Below are 15,069 nucleotides of genomic sequence, written 5' to 3' on the forward strand. Positions count from 1 at the left end.
GCATCACCGTCACTGATAAAGAGGAAAAGTATGGCGCAGTTTTCTGTTTTACTTAGGGTTGTGGGGCTGGGCGCCATGTTATTGACGGCGCCGCTGGCACAGGGGGCGATCGGCGACGCCAAACTGGTGCTGGGCGATCAGGCCCGCGGGCTGCGTAGCCTGGTGGAGGCCGCCGGCGTGATGAGAGATGCGCCTTATCAGTATCAATGGGCCAATTTCCAGGGGGCGGCGCCGCTGTTTGAAGCGCAGCGCGCGGCCGCCGTAGATACGTCCTATGCCGGGGATCTGCCGGTATTAATGGCGGCGGCGGGCGGGGTGGATTTTAAGCTGATTCAAACCAACGTCGGCTATGGCCAGTCTAACGGGATTATTGTGCCGAAGGATTCGCCGTTGCACAGCGTTCAGCAGTTGAAAGGGCAAACGGTGGTGGTTTCCTCCGCGCGTGGCAGCATCTCGCAAAACTTGCTGTATGCGGCATTACAGGAGGCCGGGCTGAAGCGGGAAGATGTGAAGGTTCAGTTTGTGATGCCCACCGATGCCAGCGCGGCGTTTAGCACCGGCAGGGTGGCGGCCTGGGCGGTTTTTGATCCCTATTTGGGCGTTGCGGAGCAAAGCGGCGCGCGCCTGCTGCGCGATGGTCAGGGATTAACGCCGTCGCTCGGTTTCCTGACCGCCACGACGCGCTCATTGGCCGATGCGGACAAGCGAGCGGCCATCAAAGATTTTGCCGAACGCGTCGCCAGAGCACGGCAGTGGGCGATCGATCATCCGGAGGAATACGCCAAGGTTTACGCTCAATTGACGCGTTTACCGCTGAAAACCGCCCGGCACATTGCGGGTCGGACGTCAAAGGGCGCGCATAGCGTCAATCAACAGGACATTCAGGTGCTGCAGCCCGTGGCCGATTTGTTTTATCAGTTAAAGATTCTGCCAAATCGCGTGACGGTTAATGACCTGATCGATAAGGAGTTTAGCTTGGTTAAATGAACAGCGGATGGGACTCAGTGGTGGCGATGCCTGTTTCCGGGTTTGGCCGCCCATCTTTCCGATACGGCGGAGGACATCACAATGCACCGGGAGGTGTTTTCACGCTCGCTGATTGAATTGTAAGTATGCCGCATGCGCTGCTTGCAGAATACTCAACCGTGAAACAGCCGCTCAACGTGGGCTGAGTTCTAAAATATAACTCAGCCCACGTTGAGCGCTCATAAAACTAAACGATTAAAACTTTACTCTTCTGGTCTTTCGGGTAGAAGCTTAACAATAAGATATACAACGGCTATACTAACAGCAATATATATAAATCTTTCATGCCATGTTTCAAAGTGGAAGAACCAATAGATACATAAAAAAACTAATACTCCGCCAAGTAAAGAAACAGAGTACTCCAGAAAACTATGGAATATGCGTTTTCCGATTGGTAACTTTCCTTTTTTATCATTTCCCATAATTAACCTCTTTCTCTACAAGCTCTAGAATCTGATTGAATGCTCCTTCTCCCTGCGTTCTTCTCACTCTTAATGCTTCAACAAAAGGATGTAAAGCCGGCTCAACAAGAAAATAAAGGAAGTCATAATTTTTTGGGCGCAACGCGTTATATATTTTTGGTTCAGTGCGTTGAAGCCTTTGAGACGTATAAATGCTACGTTCTGCCATGCCTCCTGCTAAGAGCGTATTGCCGACAATGCCACCTCGCAGAGCGATCATAAGAGTACTACGTTGAGCTATAGATATTGCTATTTTTTTTGATATTATGGAGTTGGTGACTGTACGACCCACTATAGACGATCCGATTTTAGCGTAAATGTTATCTCTTTTGTTTTTCGGTACGTATTGATTGAATTTTTTTAATATGGTTTCTATTGTGTTTATAAAGCTTTCATTCTGAAGAATGCCAAAGCGAACCGCCTTAATTAACCTGATGCGTTCCGTGTCTCTGTTATATCTGGATTCTGTATTCAGATAACCATAGGCCAGATAACCTAAGTCTTGAGGTACGGATAATACACCATGCACAAAACCAATTGCCGTTTCGGGAGAAACAATAATCTTCGCGATGCGTTTTGCTATCTCTTTGTAAGTACTCATTAAGATTCCCTTCTTATCTATTTTCGTTAGACTAAAACAAAAATAAAATAAAAACAACTCCAATTTTAATTTGTAATTTTTTCACGCACTGAAAATAAATGAACTATCAATATGGCAATTAATTGACCCTGGAAATACCGGTAACAATGAATCAATCACCGTTTACGATTGAGCAATTGACCGGGTGAATGATAAAGCGCGTAGGCTGACTGAAGGGGATAGTCTATATATAGAAAAGCAAAAAGCCCGCTTAAGTTGCCTTAAGCGGGCTTTTCTAAATATGGCTCCTCTGACTGGACTCGAACCAGTGACATACGGATTAACAGTCCGCCGTTCTACCGACTGAACTACAGAGGAATCGTGTGAACGGGGCGAATAATAGCGAGGCGGCAGGGGCTTGTAAAGCATGAAAAAACGCATTTTGACGCGTTTGCTGTAAGAATACCCAACCTGCTGCATTATTGAGTGATTGGGTGTGTTTCTGCGGGCGGCGCTGCTTCTTTTTGGTGCAGCGCGCCGGCGTAGCCGGCCTTCGGCGGCGGGCGGCGGCGGCCGGAGTGCGCCGGTTTTCCCTGCCTTTTTAGCCTGTTGGCGGCGTCATTGGCTTTTTCCCCCGATTATGGCCCGGATCTTGCTGTGGGGTTAGCGTTGTTTTTTGCGCATAACGGGGGCTCCATGAATTTCAGACGTCTTAAATACTTTGTCAAAATCGTCGATATCGGCAGCCTGACGCAGGCAGCGGAAGTGCTGCATATTGCGCAACCGGCGTTAAGCCAGCAGCTGGCGACGCTGGAAGGCGAACTTCAGCAGCAACTGCTGATTCGCAGTAAGCGCGGCGTCATGCCGACCGAAGCGGGCAACATTCTCTATGCCCATGCGCAGACGATTTTGCGCATGTGTGAGCAGACTCAGGCCGCCGTCAGCAACATCGGGCTGGCGGTCAGCGGGCAGGTTGCCCTTGGCGTCGCCTCCGGCTGCGCCGCCGCGCAGCTGGCGATGCCGCTGCTGCAGGCGATGCGCGATGCGCACCCCGGCATTCTGCTGCGCCTGCATGAGGATACCGGCCCGGCGCTGACCGATCAGGTGGCCAACTGCGCGCTGGATATGGCGGTTATTTATGGCACCAAGGCGCCGCAGGGGTTTAATACCACGGTACTGGCGAAAGAGGATCTGTATCTGGTGGCGTCACGTTCGGTGCCTAATCCCGGCGACTATATCGATCTGCGGGCGCTGGCGCGGCTGAATCTGTTTTTACCGCACCGAGGAGACAGCGTGCGCGATCAGATTGAAGACGCGATGGCGGTGCGCAAACTGGCGTTGAATGTCGTCGGCGAGATCGAATCGCCGACCATGCTCAGCGCCGCCATCGCCGGCGGGCTGGGGGCGACCATTTTGCCGGAGTCCGCCGCGCGGGCGCTGACCGGCCCGGCCAGAGCCTGGATGGCGCGTATCAGCAATCCGTCGCTGGCATTGCCGCTGGCGCTGTGCGTGTCCGTTCAGCAGCCGCTGTCTGAAGCGGCGCAGGCGGTGAAAGCGCAACTCTTGGCGATGATTGCCGCACCGGGCCAGCCGAAACGCGCGCTGACGCTGGTGCAGTAACGCGAGGCTGACTTTTCACCTCAATCTCTCGCCGTATGAGAGATTTTCGCACGCCTTTTCTGAATTATTGCGCCCGTGTGGCGCATTCCCCGTCCCTATGCCAGCCTTCTTTTTGACCTCGGTTGGCAGTGGCACTGACGCTGGTTGGCACTGTCGGCGTGGCCTATATGCAGGTATTCGTGCCGTTGTTGGTTTGGTCAGCGGCAAGAGGAGTGAGTGGCGGGTTATGTCACACGGCACGGTGGCAGCACGCTTACGCGACAATGGACACTTTGTCGCGGATGGTATTCGCCACCGGCGACAGCTTTGCCACCAAGGGCGCGCCGGTGGATAAGGACGTGGCGGTGGTGGGCGTCGGTCTGGACGTGCCGCTGACGCGTTCGACGCGGGTTGGGGTGTCCTATCAGGGGCAGTATGGCTCGCAGCTGCAGGCCAACTCGGTTAACGCGCAGCTGACGGTCTCGTTCTAAGCAAAAATACCCTGCGGATTGCCGTTGTCCGGCAATCCGCAGGTCATGTCTATCCCCCGCGTCGAGATCCCACAGGCCCAGACCCCTACCTGTCGTTTTATCTTTTCCTGCGTACCTCAGCGTAACGCCGAGAGTTCCTCTGCAATATTGCGCCACAGCGCCTGAAGCCGAGGCCCGATTTCCGGGTGGGCGGCCAGCGTTTGTTCATCGGCGTCCGGCAAGACATACGGTGCTGCCAGCGTGGCCTGCGGGCTGCAGGTAGTAAGCTGACGACAGCCCATAATCTGCAGCGTTTCCGCCAGTTGCGAATGCGCCAGCCGCGCGCGCGGGGAGAGATTGGGAAAAGCCAGCGGTTTATCGAGCAGTTCACCGCTGCCGACGATCCAGTCCAGCGCATTTTTCATCACGCCGGTCACGCCATGCGCGTATTCCGGGCTGACCAGCAGCACCAGATCGGCGCGGGCCAGGGCGCTGCGCCAGTGCGTCAGGGTCGGACAGGGATGATCTTCGCGATCGGCATTAAACAGCGGGATCGCATCCAGGTGCGTGTAGCGGGTAAAGCTGACGTTCTCAGGCCGTAATCGGTCCATTGCCTGCAGAAAGCGGGTGTTTAACGAGGCGGCGCGCAGGCTGCCTGAAATTCCCAACACATGAAATGTGTTGCTCATAAAACTGCATCTCCCAACCCGGTTACGGGTATCACATCGAATCGCGGCGGACTGGCTCAACATACTGCGGCAGTCTTGCCCAGACGCACCGATTGGTCGGCAACGGTGGTTGCGGGATACAGCATAGCAGAGCGGCTGATTTACGGCGCATAATGCGCAGCGGTTGCTTGCGTGGCGGGAGAGTTTCCGGAAAGCAAAAAGCCCGCTTAAGTTTCCTTAAGCGGGCTTCTCTAAATATGGCTCCTCTGACTGGACTCGAACCAGTGACATACGGATTAACAGTCCGCCGTTCTACCGACTGAACTACAGAGGAATCGTGTGAACGGGGCGCATCATATCCAGCCGCTCCGGGTGTGTCAACGCTAATTTAGCGCTTTTGATTCAACTGCTCAGCAACTGAGCAGGGCGGGCGTAGTTAGGCCTCGCCGCCGCCGTGTTCGCTCTGCCAGCGCTGCAGCCGCGCCAGCGGATCCTGGCGGTAGAAGCGGCAGAACTGCGGGTATAGCGTGGGGAAACGCTGGGCCAGCAGATCCGGCGCGCTGAAGAAATATTCCGACAGCACCGCAAAGCACTCGGCGGGATCGCTGGCGGCATAGGCGTCGATGCTGGCGGCTTCCTCGCCGACCAGATCGATCTCGTCCTGAATGGCGTCCATCGCGCCGTGCAGTTCGTGCTCCCAGGCCGCCACCTCGCGCAGCGGCATCGGTGGTACGCCGTTGGCGACGCCGCCGTTGCGCATATCCAGCTTATGCGTCGCTTCGTGGATCACCAGGTTAAAGCCGGACAGATCGAACGAGTCCTGCACGTCCTGCCAGTTCAGCACGATGGGGCCTTGCTCCCAGCTCTGCCCGGACTGCACCACCGGCCCGGAGTGCACCAGCCCCAGATCGTCCTGCCACTCTTCTTCCACCACAAACGGGGAAGGATACAGCAGGATTTCATTGAAGCCGTCCAGAACGTCGACGCCCAGCTCCAGCACCGGCAGGGCGAACAGCAGGGCAATGCGCATCTGCATCAGCGGCGTCAGCGGCAGCCCCTGCAGCGGCACGATGCGCTTTTGCTGCAGCAGTTTCTCGGCAAGCGCCGCCAGTCGGTGGCATTCATCGTCATCAAGCGGCATCAGCAACGGAATCGCCAGCGCTTCCTGCCATTGGGCGGGCGTCAGCGCCGGGGAGGGCGTGGTTTTCCATGGCCATCTAATCATCAGGGCACTCATCAATGCTTATAGGTTCGGTAGCGTCAGGCTTGCTTGAGTAAAAATGCCGCAAAATCAGCCGTGATAGCAAGTGTTTTAAGCGAGAGGCATCGCCGCCAGGGCAAAAATGCGTATAGTGACCATTCAAACACTTAGCGCTGTTTTAGTCAGCGACCGCAATCACAGTTAAGCAATATGATGACGACGCGATGTCGCAGGTATTTATTGGCTGATTTGCGGAAAAAAGTTTCACCGGTAAAACTTTATCGCGCAATCATTTATTTTATTCTACCGGACGCGCATTGCGTTTGTTCACTTCTTGACAACATTTTGACCGGTTGCTAATAGTTAATCCATATATTAAATAATAAACAAAGTTCAATATATGAAACTAATGCCGGGGAGTTATGATAATGGCACTACGGTGGATAATGAGGCGGAAATTCTGGCTTCATTTCAGCACCGCAGCCGCGAGATTTATCAAAGATTCAATTTTGACGGTGATATTCCCTATGGAGAATTGCCGCGTCAAACCATTGATTGGCTATATTCTCCCCATTCGGTTGTCGGCACGTTGATATTTATTCACGGAGGTTACTGGCAATTTTGTAATAAAGAAGATTTTGCCTTTATCGCTACGCTGCCTCTGGCGTTGGGGCTGGATGTGGTGTTGGTGGAATATAGCCATGCGCCGCAGGCGACGCTGACGGATATCGACGGGGAAATCGGCGCGGCGCTGAGCGAGATCCAACGCCGGCTGGCGCAGCGACCGCCGTGCGGGCCGGTCTATCTGGCCGGGCATTCGGCCGGCGGGCAGCTGGTTGCCCGCTGGCAGCAGCATCCGCTGGCGGATGCGGTATTCCCGATCAGCGGTATCTTTGAGCTGGAGCCGCTGCTGTCTACCTACGTCAACCACCGCCTGCAGCTGACGGCGGCCGAAATCGCCGCGCTCAGCCCGGCGCGGCATATTCCCGCACGGCTTACGCCGATGACGCTGTTCTACGGCGCGCAGGAGCTGCCGGAGCTGATCGGCCAAAGCGAACACTACTGCCAGGCGCTGCGTCAGCAGGGCTTGTCGGTCGGGCTGCAGGCGGTGGACGGCGCCAATCATTACAACGTGCTGGACGTGCTGTTTGCCGCCGACGGGGCGTTGATTCATCTACTGCAACAGGGGGAAGATGGCCGATGAGAACCATCGTCGACACCGGGCTGCCGGATATCGGGCAGCCCTTTTCATGGGCGACACGCGGCGGCGGCATGCTGTTTACCGCCCACGGCCCGGTGCGTGCGGACGGCACGATTGAAACCGGCGCGGCGGAGCGGCAGATAGCGCTGACGTTCGATAATCTGGCGCAAACGCTGCGCGCCGCCAACAGCCACAGCGATAACGTGCTGCAGGTGATTATTTATCTGACCGACGTGAATGACGTCAAACTGCTCGATGAAATATATAAACGCTATTTTAATCCGCCTTATCCCAACCGTTCGACGGTCATTGTCGATAAACTGGTGGTGCCGGGAATGAAAATAGAAATTACCGTCAGCGCCTGCGATTAAGTTATTTAAATAATCTGCTTATTAACGCCGTGCCATTTTTATTTGGCGGCGTTATTTATTCCATTTACCTGCCGGCCCATTAATGATGGGCTAAGGATAACTATGTTCGCACATCTGCAACCTTCCGCCGCCGATCCTATTATGTCGTTAATGGAGGCCTATTTACGGGATGATAATCCGCAAAAGGTTAATTTAGGTATCGGCCTGTATTACGACGAACAGGGCAATATCCCGCTGATGCAGGCGGTGCGACAGGCGGAGCAACGCTTACTGACGCAGGGTCATCCGCACGGTTATCCGCCGATTGAAGGCAGCGCGGCCTTTGCCGCGCAGGTACAGCGTCTGCTGCTGGGCGAGGAGGTCTCCGCATGCGGACTGGCGACGGTGCAGACGGTCGGTGGTTCCGGGGCGCTAAAGCTGGCGGCGGATTTTCTGCGTGATTATCTTTCCCGCGAGGAGATCTGGCTGTCAGACCCGACCTGGGCCAACCACGGGGCGATTTTCGCCGGCGCCGGCCTGCAAACGCACAGCTATCCCTATTTTGACGATATCGCCGGCGAGCTGCGCTTTGAGGCGATGCTGGAGTGCTTCAACGGCCTGCCGGCCGGGGCGGTGGTGTTATTGCATCCCTGCTGCCATAACCCGACCGGCACCGATCTGACGCCGGCGCAGTGGCGCACGGTGATTGAGGTGATGCAGCAGCGTCGCCTGCTGCCGCTGTTTGACATCGCCTATCAGGGATTCGGCGACGGGCTGGAGCAGGACGCCTATGCGCTGCGCGCGGCGCATCGGGCCGGGCTGGACTGCCTGATCGCCAACTCATTTTCCAAAAACGCGGCGCTGTACGGCCTGCGGCTGGGGGCGTTGACGCTGTGCTGCGGCGATGCGCAGACGGCGTCGAATGCGCAAGGCGCGCTGAAAACCCTGATCCGCCGCAGCTACTCCTGCCCGCCGACCCACGGCGGCCGAATTATGGAAACCATTCTGACGGATGATGCACTGCGTCACCTGTGGCGCAGCGAGCTTGACGCCATGCGCGATCGCATCCGTCAGATGCGCCTGCGGCTGGCCAGCGGGCTTGAGCAGGGCGGTTCGGCGCTGGACTACCGGCGCATTCGCGACCAGCGCGGCATGTTCAGCTATACCGGCCTCAATCCGCAGCAGTTGGAGACGCTGCGGCAGCGCTACGCCATCTACCTGGTGGCGCCCGGCCGCATGTGCCTGCCGGGCCTGAACCTGAACAATATCGACTATGTCGCCGACGCCATTCTGGCCGTTTCCCGCAGCGTGTGAACAAGGTGGATTAACGATGAAAGATCAGGCGCGTTTTGATGAAATCGCCCGGCGGCAGGGCGGGCTGAAAAAGCAGCTGACGGCCGGGCAGATGTCGATGCTGGCCATCGGCGGCGCGATAGGCACCGGCCTGTTTCTCGGCAGCGCTTACGCGATACAGATGGCCGGGCCGAGCGTACTGCTGAGCTACCTGATTGGCGGCGTGGTGGCGCTGCTGCTGATGGGCTGTCTGGCGGAGATGACCTCGCAGCACCCGACCTCCGGTTCGTTCGGCGATTACGCGGAGTTTTACCTCAGCCCGCTGTGCGGTTTTTTAGTGCGTTACTCCTACTGGTCGTGCGTGGTGCTGGCGGTGGGCACCGAGGTGACCGCCATCGGCATGTATATGCAGTTCTGGTTCCCGGATACGCCGGCCTGGCCGTGGGTGCTGCTGTTCTCCGCCGCGGTGGTCGTCATTAATCTGGTCGGCGTGAAGTCTTTCGGCCAGGTGGAGTATGCGCTGTCGGCCATCAAGGTGCTGGCGATTGGCGCGTTTATCGCCATCGGCGTCGGCATCCTGATCTTTTCCGCCAACCCGCACTTTGGCCTGCACAACTTTACCGCCGGCGGCGGCTTTTTCCCGTTTGGCCTGAGCGGCATGTGGTTTGCGGTGATCGTGTCGATCTTCAGCTACCTGAGCATTGAGATGATTGCGGTTGCCGCCGGCGAGGCGAAAAATCCGGTGGTGGCGGTACGCAGCGCCTTTAAGGGCACCATCTTACGGCTGTTTATCTTCTATATGCTGTCGATTGCGCTGATGCTGGCGATTGTGCCCTGGCGCCAGTCCGGTACCGGGGAAAGCCCGTTTCTGGTGGCGATGAACGTCATCCACCTGCCGGCGGCCGGCGGTATCTTCAACTTTGTCGTGCTGATTGCCGCCCTGTCGGCGATGAACAGCCAGCTGTATATCACTACCCGCATGATGTTTTCGCTGGCGCGCGCCGGGCAGGCGCCGGCGGCGCTGGGGCGGGTCAGCAAGCGCGGAATCCCGCTCAACGCGCTGGCGATGTCATGCATCGGCATTGTAGTGTCGATTGTGCTGAGCCTGGTGGCGCCGGAACAGTCTTTCGCCGCGATGATGTCGATATCGGTGTTCGGCGCCTGTTTCACCTGGCTGATGATTTTTATCACTCACCTGTTTTTCCGTCGCCATCACGGCGGGACGCATCTGAAGTTCCGCATGTGGGGCTTCCCCTATACCACGTTGCTCGGGGCGGGGCTGATGCTGGCGCTGATGATCTCCACCGCCTTTACCGACTTTTTCCATATGACGCTGTGGTTCGGCATCCCGTTTACCCTGCTGCTGGCGGGCATCTATCTGTATCGCCTGCGCCGCCGGCCGGCGGCCCACGCGGTGAGGCCGACGCCGGGCATGGAGTAGCGGGGCGGAAGCGCCTCCTGCAGGAGGCGCGAAGTGTCCGTTAAGATACCGGAAAATTATGATGTGAAATCATAGACTACTTGCACAACGACACCTTTTTCACTTTTCAGTTTCATGACCATGACCGTTTCCACGGGGTCTTTGCCTTTCCAGCATTCATTGTCAATATTACAGTTATCCTGACGCTGGTAGCCAATGGATGTCAGGTAATTATCAATTTTGCTGGTATCCTCAGTCGCGTAAAAGTTTACGGCGTACACATGCGTTGAAGGACCTGTAATGTTGGCGAAGTCAAAGTCATAACGGGGGGAGATTCGTGGCATTTTTTTCAGGATATCTGGGGTATAAAATGCATACTCTCGCTTATCCTGCTCGGTATAGTGTGCACTGCCGGCAAACTCCATCTGGATTAACGGCCAGGAATAGAGCAACCCCGCGACAATCAGCACTGCCACGATGCCAACGATTTTCGACGACTTTTTCATAATGGCAAGATTCCCCCTCGTGCTCTGTCGATAAATGAGCCATTGCGAGACGCTACTACAACGTTGCCAGATTTGAAATCGCTATAAGGCCGGATTGTCTTCATAAAAGGGGGCAATTCTCCCAGACGTGGTTTGGCATGGGGGTATCTGACCGGGTCAGGGAATAATATTGGCAAGAAACAGGTGTTTTTGAACGATCCAATCGGACCATAGTGATCCCAACGTTTTAGAGCTTCTGCTTTACTGACAGGGCGCAGCAGTGGAAATGGGTTGTGAATAGACATCACGCGATAGAAACCCAGTAAGTCGGAAACCAGATCTTCACCACTAAAACCGCTGTCCGTCACTAGGTTGATGGGGAATGATGATTGGAATGCTTCAAACTTTCGCGCTAGTGTTGTCATCATCGCGAGAGCAATACTTTGTCGTTCATTATATGAACGCCCCCTCTTAATGCGCCAGGTAATGAATTTACCCATTTTAATGGTGTAGGTGGGATCGGTCATCGATTGTGAATACGTAACATTGTATTCATCCTGTCCGGAAGATTCACCAGCGTTAATTTTTCGCATCAATCCCCTGATGTCATTGCCCCGCGCATGACCTAAATCAATCCATCCAAGAACTTCGGTGTAAATCAATCCGTTGGATCTACCGTAATCCCGTCCATCAATGATGTCCTTTTTTTTACTCATCCTTAATCCTATCTTCCTGTTTGATAGATAGGTTTTAATATACGGCTAGGCTAACGCATGGCAATATATTTTCTCTTTCGTTGAACCTGAATATCGACTCGCTCTCATTATTTCTCAGATAAATAAAAAAATTAAATACATTATCTGAAAATAATGTGGAAAATTTATAAATTCGGATAAGGACTCACCATTGTGCTAAATATCAAATTAACCATTGTGGTCTGTAGCGCTGTGCTGCTGGTCGCCTGCGAGTCCAGGCTGCTGGATATCCAGCCTGCCGACGTGACTATTAAAGATAACCGTCTGTGCGTGTCTATCCCGGCAGGGAAAAATGAATACCTGAACGGATTACAAATCGTTGATGCTGAGGGCCGCATTTTCCGCAAATACTTGGCTGCAGACGCCAGCGTGGCGCCTATTCCTGTACTTTCCGGCCGCTGTATTCCTGATTTCGGTTATCCGTTTAACGCGGGGGGCCGATACGGCATCCAGGTGGAGACCTTCTTTAAGGACATGCGGCAACCCGGTGGGAACAGCTACTCGGCGTCGTTCAGACTGTACCGCGAGCAGGGCGTGCTCAAGGTGGCCAGGGCAGGGTGACGGGGCGTCCGTGGCGGCAGGGTCAGCGTTAACCCCGCCGGCGGATTACAGCTGGCTTTTCGGCACCAGACGATCGCCGAAGGTCAGGCGCTGGCGGTCTGGCTCGGCTTCGCTCAGCGGCGCGACTTCCCGCAGGGTGGTTTTGCAGCGCGTCACCAGATCCTGATACTCCTGGGTGCCGACGCGTTTCCAGGCCAGCTCCTGTTCGCTCAGCTCGCGCAGCACCCGCGCCGGGCTGCCGAGCACCAGCTTATTGGCGTCGAACACCGCCGCGGCCTTGATAAACGAACAGGCGCCGACGATGGTGTTTTCACCGACGACCGCGCCGTCCATCACCACCGCATTCATGCCGACCATCGCGTTGCGGCCGATGCGGCAGCCGTGCAGGATGGCGCCGTGGCCGATATGACCATCCTGTTCCACCACCGTGTCCTGCTGCGGGAAACCGTGCATCACGCAGTTGTCCTGAATATTGGCGCCGTCCTCAATCACCAGCCGGCCAAAGTCGCCGCGCAGGCTGGCGTTGGGGCCGATATACACCCCTTTGCCGATAATCACATCGCCGATCAGCACCGCCGTCGGGTGAACATAGCTGCTGGGGTCGACCACCGGCGTCAGGCCGTCAATTTGATACACAGGCATGTGGCTACTCCTCAATAGGTGACGTTATCGCGCGGCAGGCCGCCAAAGCGCCGGTAATAGCCGGCGGCGGGCGCCGGCAGGGCGCCGATGGTGGTTTCCGCCAGCGCGCTGACATACTCCGTCGCGGCGCGGTCGACGCGCTGATAAATATTGATGCACAGGTTGCGGGCGATTTGTCCCTCCCACTGGGCGGGCAGCAGCGCATCCGGCAGCAGCGGGTCTTTCAGCACCACGCGGCGGAAGAAGTGAATTAATAATAGCTTGATCTGGAAGCAGCGCCGGGGCGTCAGCACCGCGTCGTCCGCCTCGCGCAGCAGCGCCATCAGCGGGCGAAAAGAGACGATAAACTCATGGTAATAACCGGCGACCTGCTCCAGCGCCCAGCAGTCGGCCACCCGCTGGCGCAGGGTGGTTTCGGAGCGGGCGTAGGGGTAGTCGGCGCGGAAGTAGATCACCTGTTCGCTGGCGTTCAGCTCGCCGAGCAGGGCGGTGACGTCGGTCTGCGCGTGCGTCGGCGCCGCCATCAGGTTACTGGCCAACTGGCCGAACCCCAGCCAGCCCAGCTCCTTCTTCAGCCGCGCGCGCTCGCTTTTTTCCGCCGTTTCCAGCAGCAACAGCTCCCACTTGCCGTCCCATTCCGGCTGTTCACTCAGGTAAATTTTGGATTCGGCGTGGCGAAACTGGCGCATGCCCTGTTCGGTTACACGGTAATAGCTGCGGCGGCCGATTTTCTCCACGTCGAGCCAGCCCTCTTTTTGCAGCCGGAATACCGAGGTGCGCACAAAGCGATCGCCAAACCCCATCGATTCCAGCAGGGCGCTCAGGCTGCCCAGCCACACTTCGCCGCCGCGATGGCTCAGCGCATCGCCATACAGGGAAATAATCAGCGACGTGCCGCTAATCGGCTGAGCCTCTAAAGCATGGTGGATAAAGTCATCCAGTTTTTGTTCCATATTTTTCCACGAGTTAGGCTACGGTGACTCACCACATTACCATATCCCCCGGCGGCTGCCAGCGGCGGCGCCATCCCTGGCGTCGGCGGCGTCAGCGGGGACGCAGGTCGACCACCCGCTGCGCCTTGCCTTCCGAGCGCGGAATATCGCCGCAGTTGGCGATGCTGACGTCGGTGCTGACGCCGACGATCGATTTGATATGGTGGCGCAGCTGATGGCAGATATCGCAGCGCTGCTGGTGGCTGAGACTGAGCGCCGACTCTTTGAGTTCCACCCGCACCGCGAGCGTATCCAGGTGGCCGGCGCGGCTGACCTGCAGCTGATAATGTGGCGACAGCTGCTCGAACTGCATAATCTGCTCTTCAAGCTGCGACGGGAAGACGTTGACGCCGCGGATGATCAGCATATCGTCGGAACGACCGGTGATTTTGCCCATGCGCCGCATCTGGCGCGCGTCGCCCGGCAGCAGGCGGGTCAGATCGCGGGTGCGGTAGCGGATCACCGGCAGCGCCTCTTTGGTCAGCGTGGTGAACACCAGTTCGCCGTGCTCGCCGTCCGCCAGCGCCGCGCCGCTGTCCGGGTCGATAATTTCCGGCAGAAAGTGGTCTTCCCAGATGGTGGGGCCGCCGCCGCTTTCGGCGCACTCCATCGCCACGCCTGGCCCCATCACTTCTGACAGGCCGTAAATATCCAGCGCCTTGATGCCCATGCGGCTTTCTATTTCATGGCGCAGCGCTTCGGTCCACGGCTCGGCGCCGAACACGCCGATACGCAGCGAGCAGCCGCGCGCGTCGCCGCCCAACTTGCGCTCCAGCTCGTCAATCAGCGTCAGGCAGTAGGACGGGGTGACCATAATCACGTCGGGCTTAAAGTCGAGAATCAGCTGCGCCTGCTTTTCCGTCTGGCCGCCGGACATCGGGATCACCGTCGCCCCCAGCCGCTCTGCGCCGTAGTGGGCGCCCAGCCCGCCGGTAAACAGGCCGTAACCGTAGGCGACGTGCACCTTATCCCGCGGCGTGGCGCCGGCGGCGCGCAGGCTGCGGGCGACGATGTCGGCCCAGTTGTCGATATCGCGCTGGGTATAGCCCACCACCGTCGGCCGCCCGGTGGTGCCGGAGGAGGCGTGGATGCGCACCACCTGTTCCATCGGCACGGCGAAAGTGTCGAACGGGTAGTTATCGCGCAGATCCTGTTTGGTGGTGTAGGGGAACAGCGCCAGATCGCTCAGCTGGCGTAAATCGTCAGGGTGGACGCCGGCCTGATCGAATTTGCGTTTATACATCGGCACGTTTTGGTAGGCGTGGTTCAGGGTCCACTTCAGGCGCCGTAGCTGCAGTGCTTCAATCTCATCGCGCGAGGCGAATTCAATGGTGTCGAGGGGCTGGGGATTGGTTGTCATTATTT

16 protein-coding genes and 2 tRNA genes are annotated in these 15,069 nt (G+C 57.0%); 8 read left to right on the forward strand and 10 right to left on the reverse strand.

The genetic code is table 11. From position 1 onward, the window contains the following. The first annotated feature begins 30 nt into the window (after positions 1-30). On the forward strand, positions 31-987 hold the full coding sequence (locus HF675_RS08910; RefSeq protein ID WP_255427345.1) for an ABC transporter substrate-binding protein: 957 nt from the start codon (positions 31-33) through the stop codon (positions 985-987). Between the two features lie 450 nt (positions 988-1,437). On the opposite strand, the gene HF675_RS08915 is transcribed toward HF675_RS08910, so the two are convergent. Both HF675_RS08915 and HF675_RS08920 read right to left on the reverse strand, forming a co-directional pair. Then, entirely contained in the window at positions 1,438-2,088 is a 651-nt protein-coding gene (locus tag HF675_RS08915; protein WP_187044445.1) for a hypothetical protein, read from the reverse strand. A gap of 281 nt (positions 2,089-2,369) precedes the next feature. Further along, a tRNA-Asn gene (locus HF675_RS08920) sits at positions 2,370-2,445 on the reverse strand. 318 nt (positions 2,446-2,763) lie between these two features. Here HF675_RS08920 and nac point away from each other — a divergent pair. Both nac and HF675_RS08930 read left to right on the forward strand, forming a co-directional pair. Further along, positions 2,764-3,687 carry a nitrogen assimilation transcriptional regulator NAC gene (gene nac / locus HF675_RS08925; protein ID WP_105231756.1) on the forward strand — a complete coding sequence of 308 codons (924 nt, stop codon included), beginning with the start codon at positions 2,764-2,766 and terminating at the stop codon, positions 3,685-3,687. A 167-nt stretch (positions 3,688-3,854) separates the two neighbouring features. Continuing rightward, on the forward strand, positions 3,855-4,157 hold the full coding sequence (locus HF675_RS08930; protein ID WP_255427357.1) for an autotransporter domain-containing protein: 303 nt from the start codon (positions 3,855-3,857) through the stop codon (positions 4,155-4,157). Positions 4,158-4,273: 116 nt separating this feature from the next. Here HF675_RS08930 and HF675_RS08935 read toward each other — a convergent pair whose 3' ends face one another. From HF675_RS08935 to mtfA, 3 genes are all read right to left on the reverse strand, one after another. Next, entirely contained in the window at positions 4,274-4,825 is a 552-nt protein-coding gene (locus tag HF675_RS08935) for an NADPH-dependent FMN reductase (RefSeq protein ID WP_187044447.1), read from the reverse strand. A gap of 237 nt (positions 4,826-5,062) precedes the next feature. After that, positions 5,063-5,138 (reverse strand) — tRNA-Asn (locus HF675_RS08940). 102 nt (positions 5,139-5,240) lie between these two features. Further along, the gene (gene mtfA, locus HF675_RS08945) at positions 5,241-6,029 is read right to left on the reverse strand and encodes a DgsA anti-repressor MtfA (RefSeq protein ID WP_187044448.1); all 789 of its coding nucleotides are present in this window, start codon (positions 6,027-6,029) and stop codon (positions 5,241-5,243) included. A gap of 376 nt (positions 6,030-6,405) precedes the next feature. Between mtfA and HF675_RS08950 the strand changes: the two genes are divergently transcribed. The 4 genes from HF675_RS08950 (at position 6,406) to HF675_RS08965 (ending at position 10,290) form a co-directional block, all read left to right on the forward strand. Next, positions 6,406-7,209 carry an alpha/beta hydrolase gene (locus HF675_RS08950; protein ID WP_187044449.1) on the forward strand — a complete coding sequence of 268 codons (804 nt, stop codon included), beginning with the start codon at positions 6,406-6,408 and terminating at the stop codon, positions 7,207-7,209. Then, the gene (locus HF675_RS08955; RefSeq protein WP_187044450.1) at positions 7,206-7,577 is read left to right on the forward strand and encodes a RidA family protein; all 372 of its coding nucleotides are present in this window, start codon (positions 7,206-7,208) and stop codon (positions 7,575-7,577) included. The genes HF675_RS08950 and HF675_RS08955 overlap by 4 nt, the downstream gene beginning before the upstream one ends. Before the next feature lie 102 nt (positions 7,578-7,679). After that, positions 7,680-8,870, forward strand: coding sequence for an amino acid aminotransferase (locus tag HF675_RS08960; RefSeq protein WP_160030610.1), 1,191 nt, complete (start codon positions 7,680-7,682; stop codon positions 8,868-8,870). A 16-nt stretch (positions 8,871-8,886) separates the two neighbouring features. Then, positions 8,887-10,290, forward strand: coding sequence for an amino acid permease (locus tag HF675_RS08965; RefSeq protein WP_111736820.1), 1,404 nt, complete (start codon positions 8,887-8,889; stop codon positions 10,288-10,290). A 56-nt stretch (positions 10,291-10,346) separates the two neighbouring features. Here the strand turns inward: HF675_RS08965 and HF675_RS08970 are convergent, their stop codons facing one another. Together HF675_RS08970 and HF675_RS08975 are read right to left on the reverse strand one after the other, a co-directional pair. Further along, positions 10,347-10,775 carry a hypothetical protein gene (locus tag HF675_RS08970; protein ID WP_105231748.1) on the reverse strand — a complete coding sequence of 143 codons (429 nt, stop codon included), beginning with the start codon at positions 10,773-10,775 and terminating at the stop codon, positions 10,347-10,349. Next, positions 10,772-11,470, reverse strand: a complete 699-nt coding sequence (locus HF675_RS08975; protein WP_187044451.1) for a hypothetical protein — start codon at positions 11,468-11,470, stop codon at positions 10,772-10,774. Before HF675_RS08975 ends, HF675_RS08970 begins: the two co-directional genes overlap by 4 nt. 192 nt (positions 11,471-11,662) lie before the next feature. Here HF675_RS08975 and HF675_RS08980 point away from each other — a divergent pair, with 192 nt between their 5' ends. After that, positions 11,663-12,070 carry a putative T6SS immunity periplasmic lipoprotein gene (locus tag HF675_RS08980; protein WP_187044452.1) on the forward strand — a complete coding sequence of 136 codons (408 nt, stop codon included), beginning with the start codon at positions 11,663-11,665 and terminating at the stop codon, positions 12,068-12,070. A 45-nt stretch (positions 12,071-12,115) separates the two neighbouring features. Here HF675_RS08980 and paaY read toward each other — a convergent pair whose 3' ends face one another. The 3 genes from paaY to paaK form a co-directional block, all read right to left on the reverse strand. Further along, positions 12,116-12,712: a phenylacetic acid degradation protein PaaY gene (gene paaY / locus HF675_RS08985; RefSeq protein WP_105231745.1), complete on the reverse strand. Its 597-nt coding sequence runs from the start codon at positions 12,710-12,712 to the stop codon at positions 12,116-12,118. Between the two features lie 11 nt (positions 12,713-12,723). Continuing rightward, positions 12,724-13,665, reverse strand: coding sequence for a phenylacetic acid degradation operon negative regulatory protein PaaX (gene paaX / locus HF675_RS08990; protein ID WP_105231744.1), 942 nt, complete (start codon positions 13,663-13,665; stop codon positions 12,724-12,726). Between the two features lie 91 nt (positions 13,666-13,756). After that, the gene (gene paaK, locus HF675_RS08995) at positions 13,757-15,064 is read right to left on the reverse strand and encodes a phenylacetate--CoA ligase PaaK (protein ID WP_187044453.1); all 1,308 of its coding nucleotides are present in this window, start codon (positions 15,062-15,064) and stop codon (positions 13,757-13,759) included. Between the last annotated feature and the right edge of the window lie 5 nt (positions 15,065-15,069).

The organism is Serratia sp. JUb9 (genome assembly GCF_014298095.1).
GTDB lineage: Bacteria > Pseudomonadota > Gammaproteobacteria > Enterobacterales > Enterobacteriaceae > Serratia_B > Serratia_B rhizosphaerae.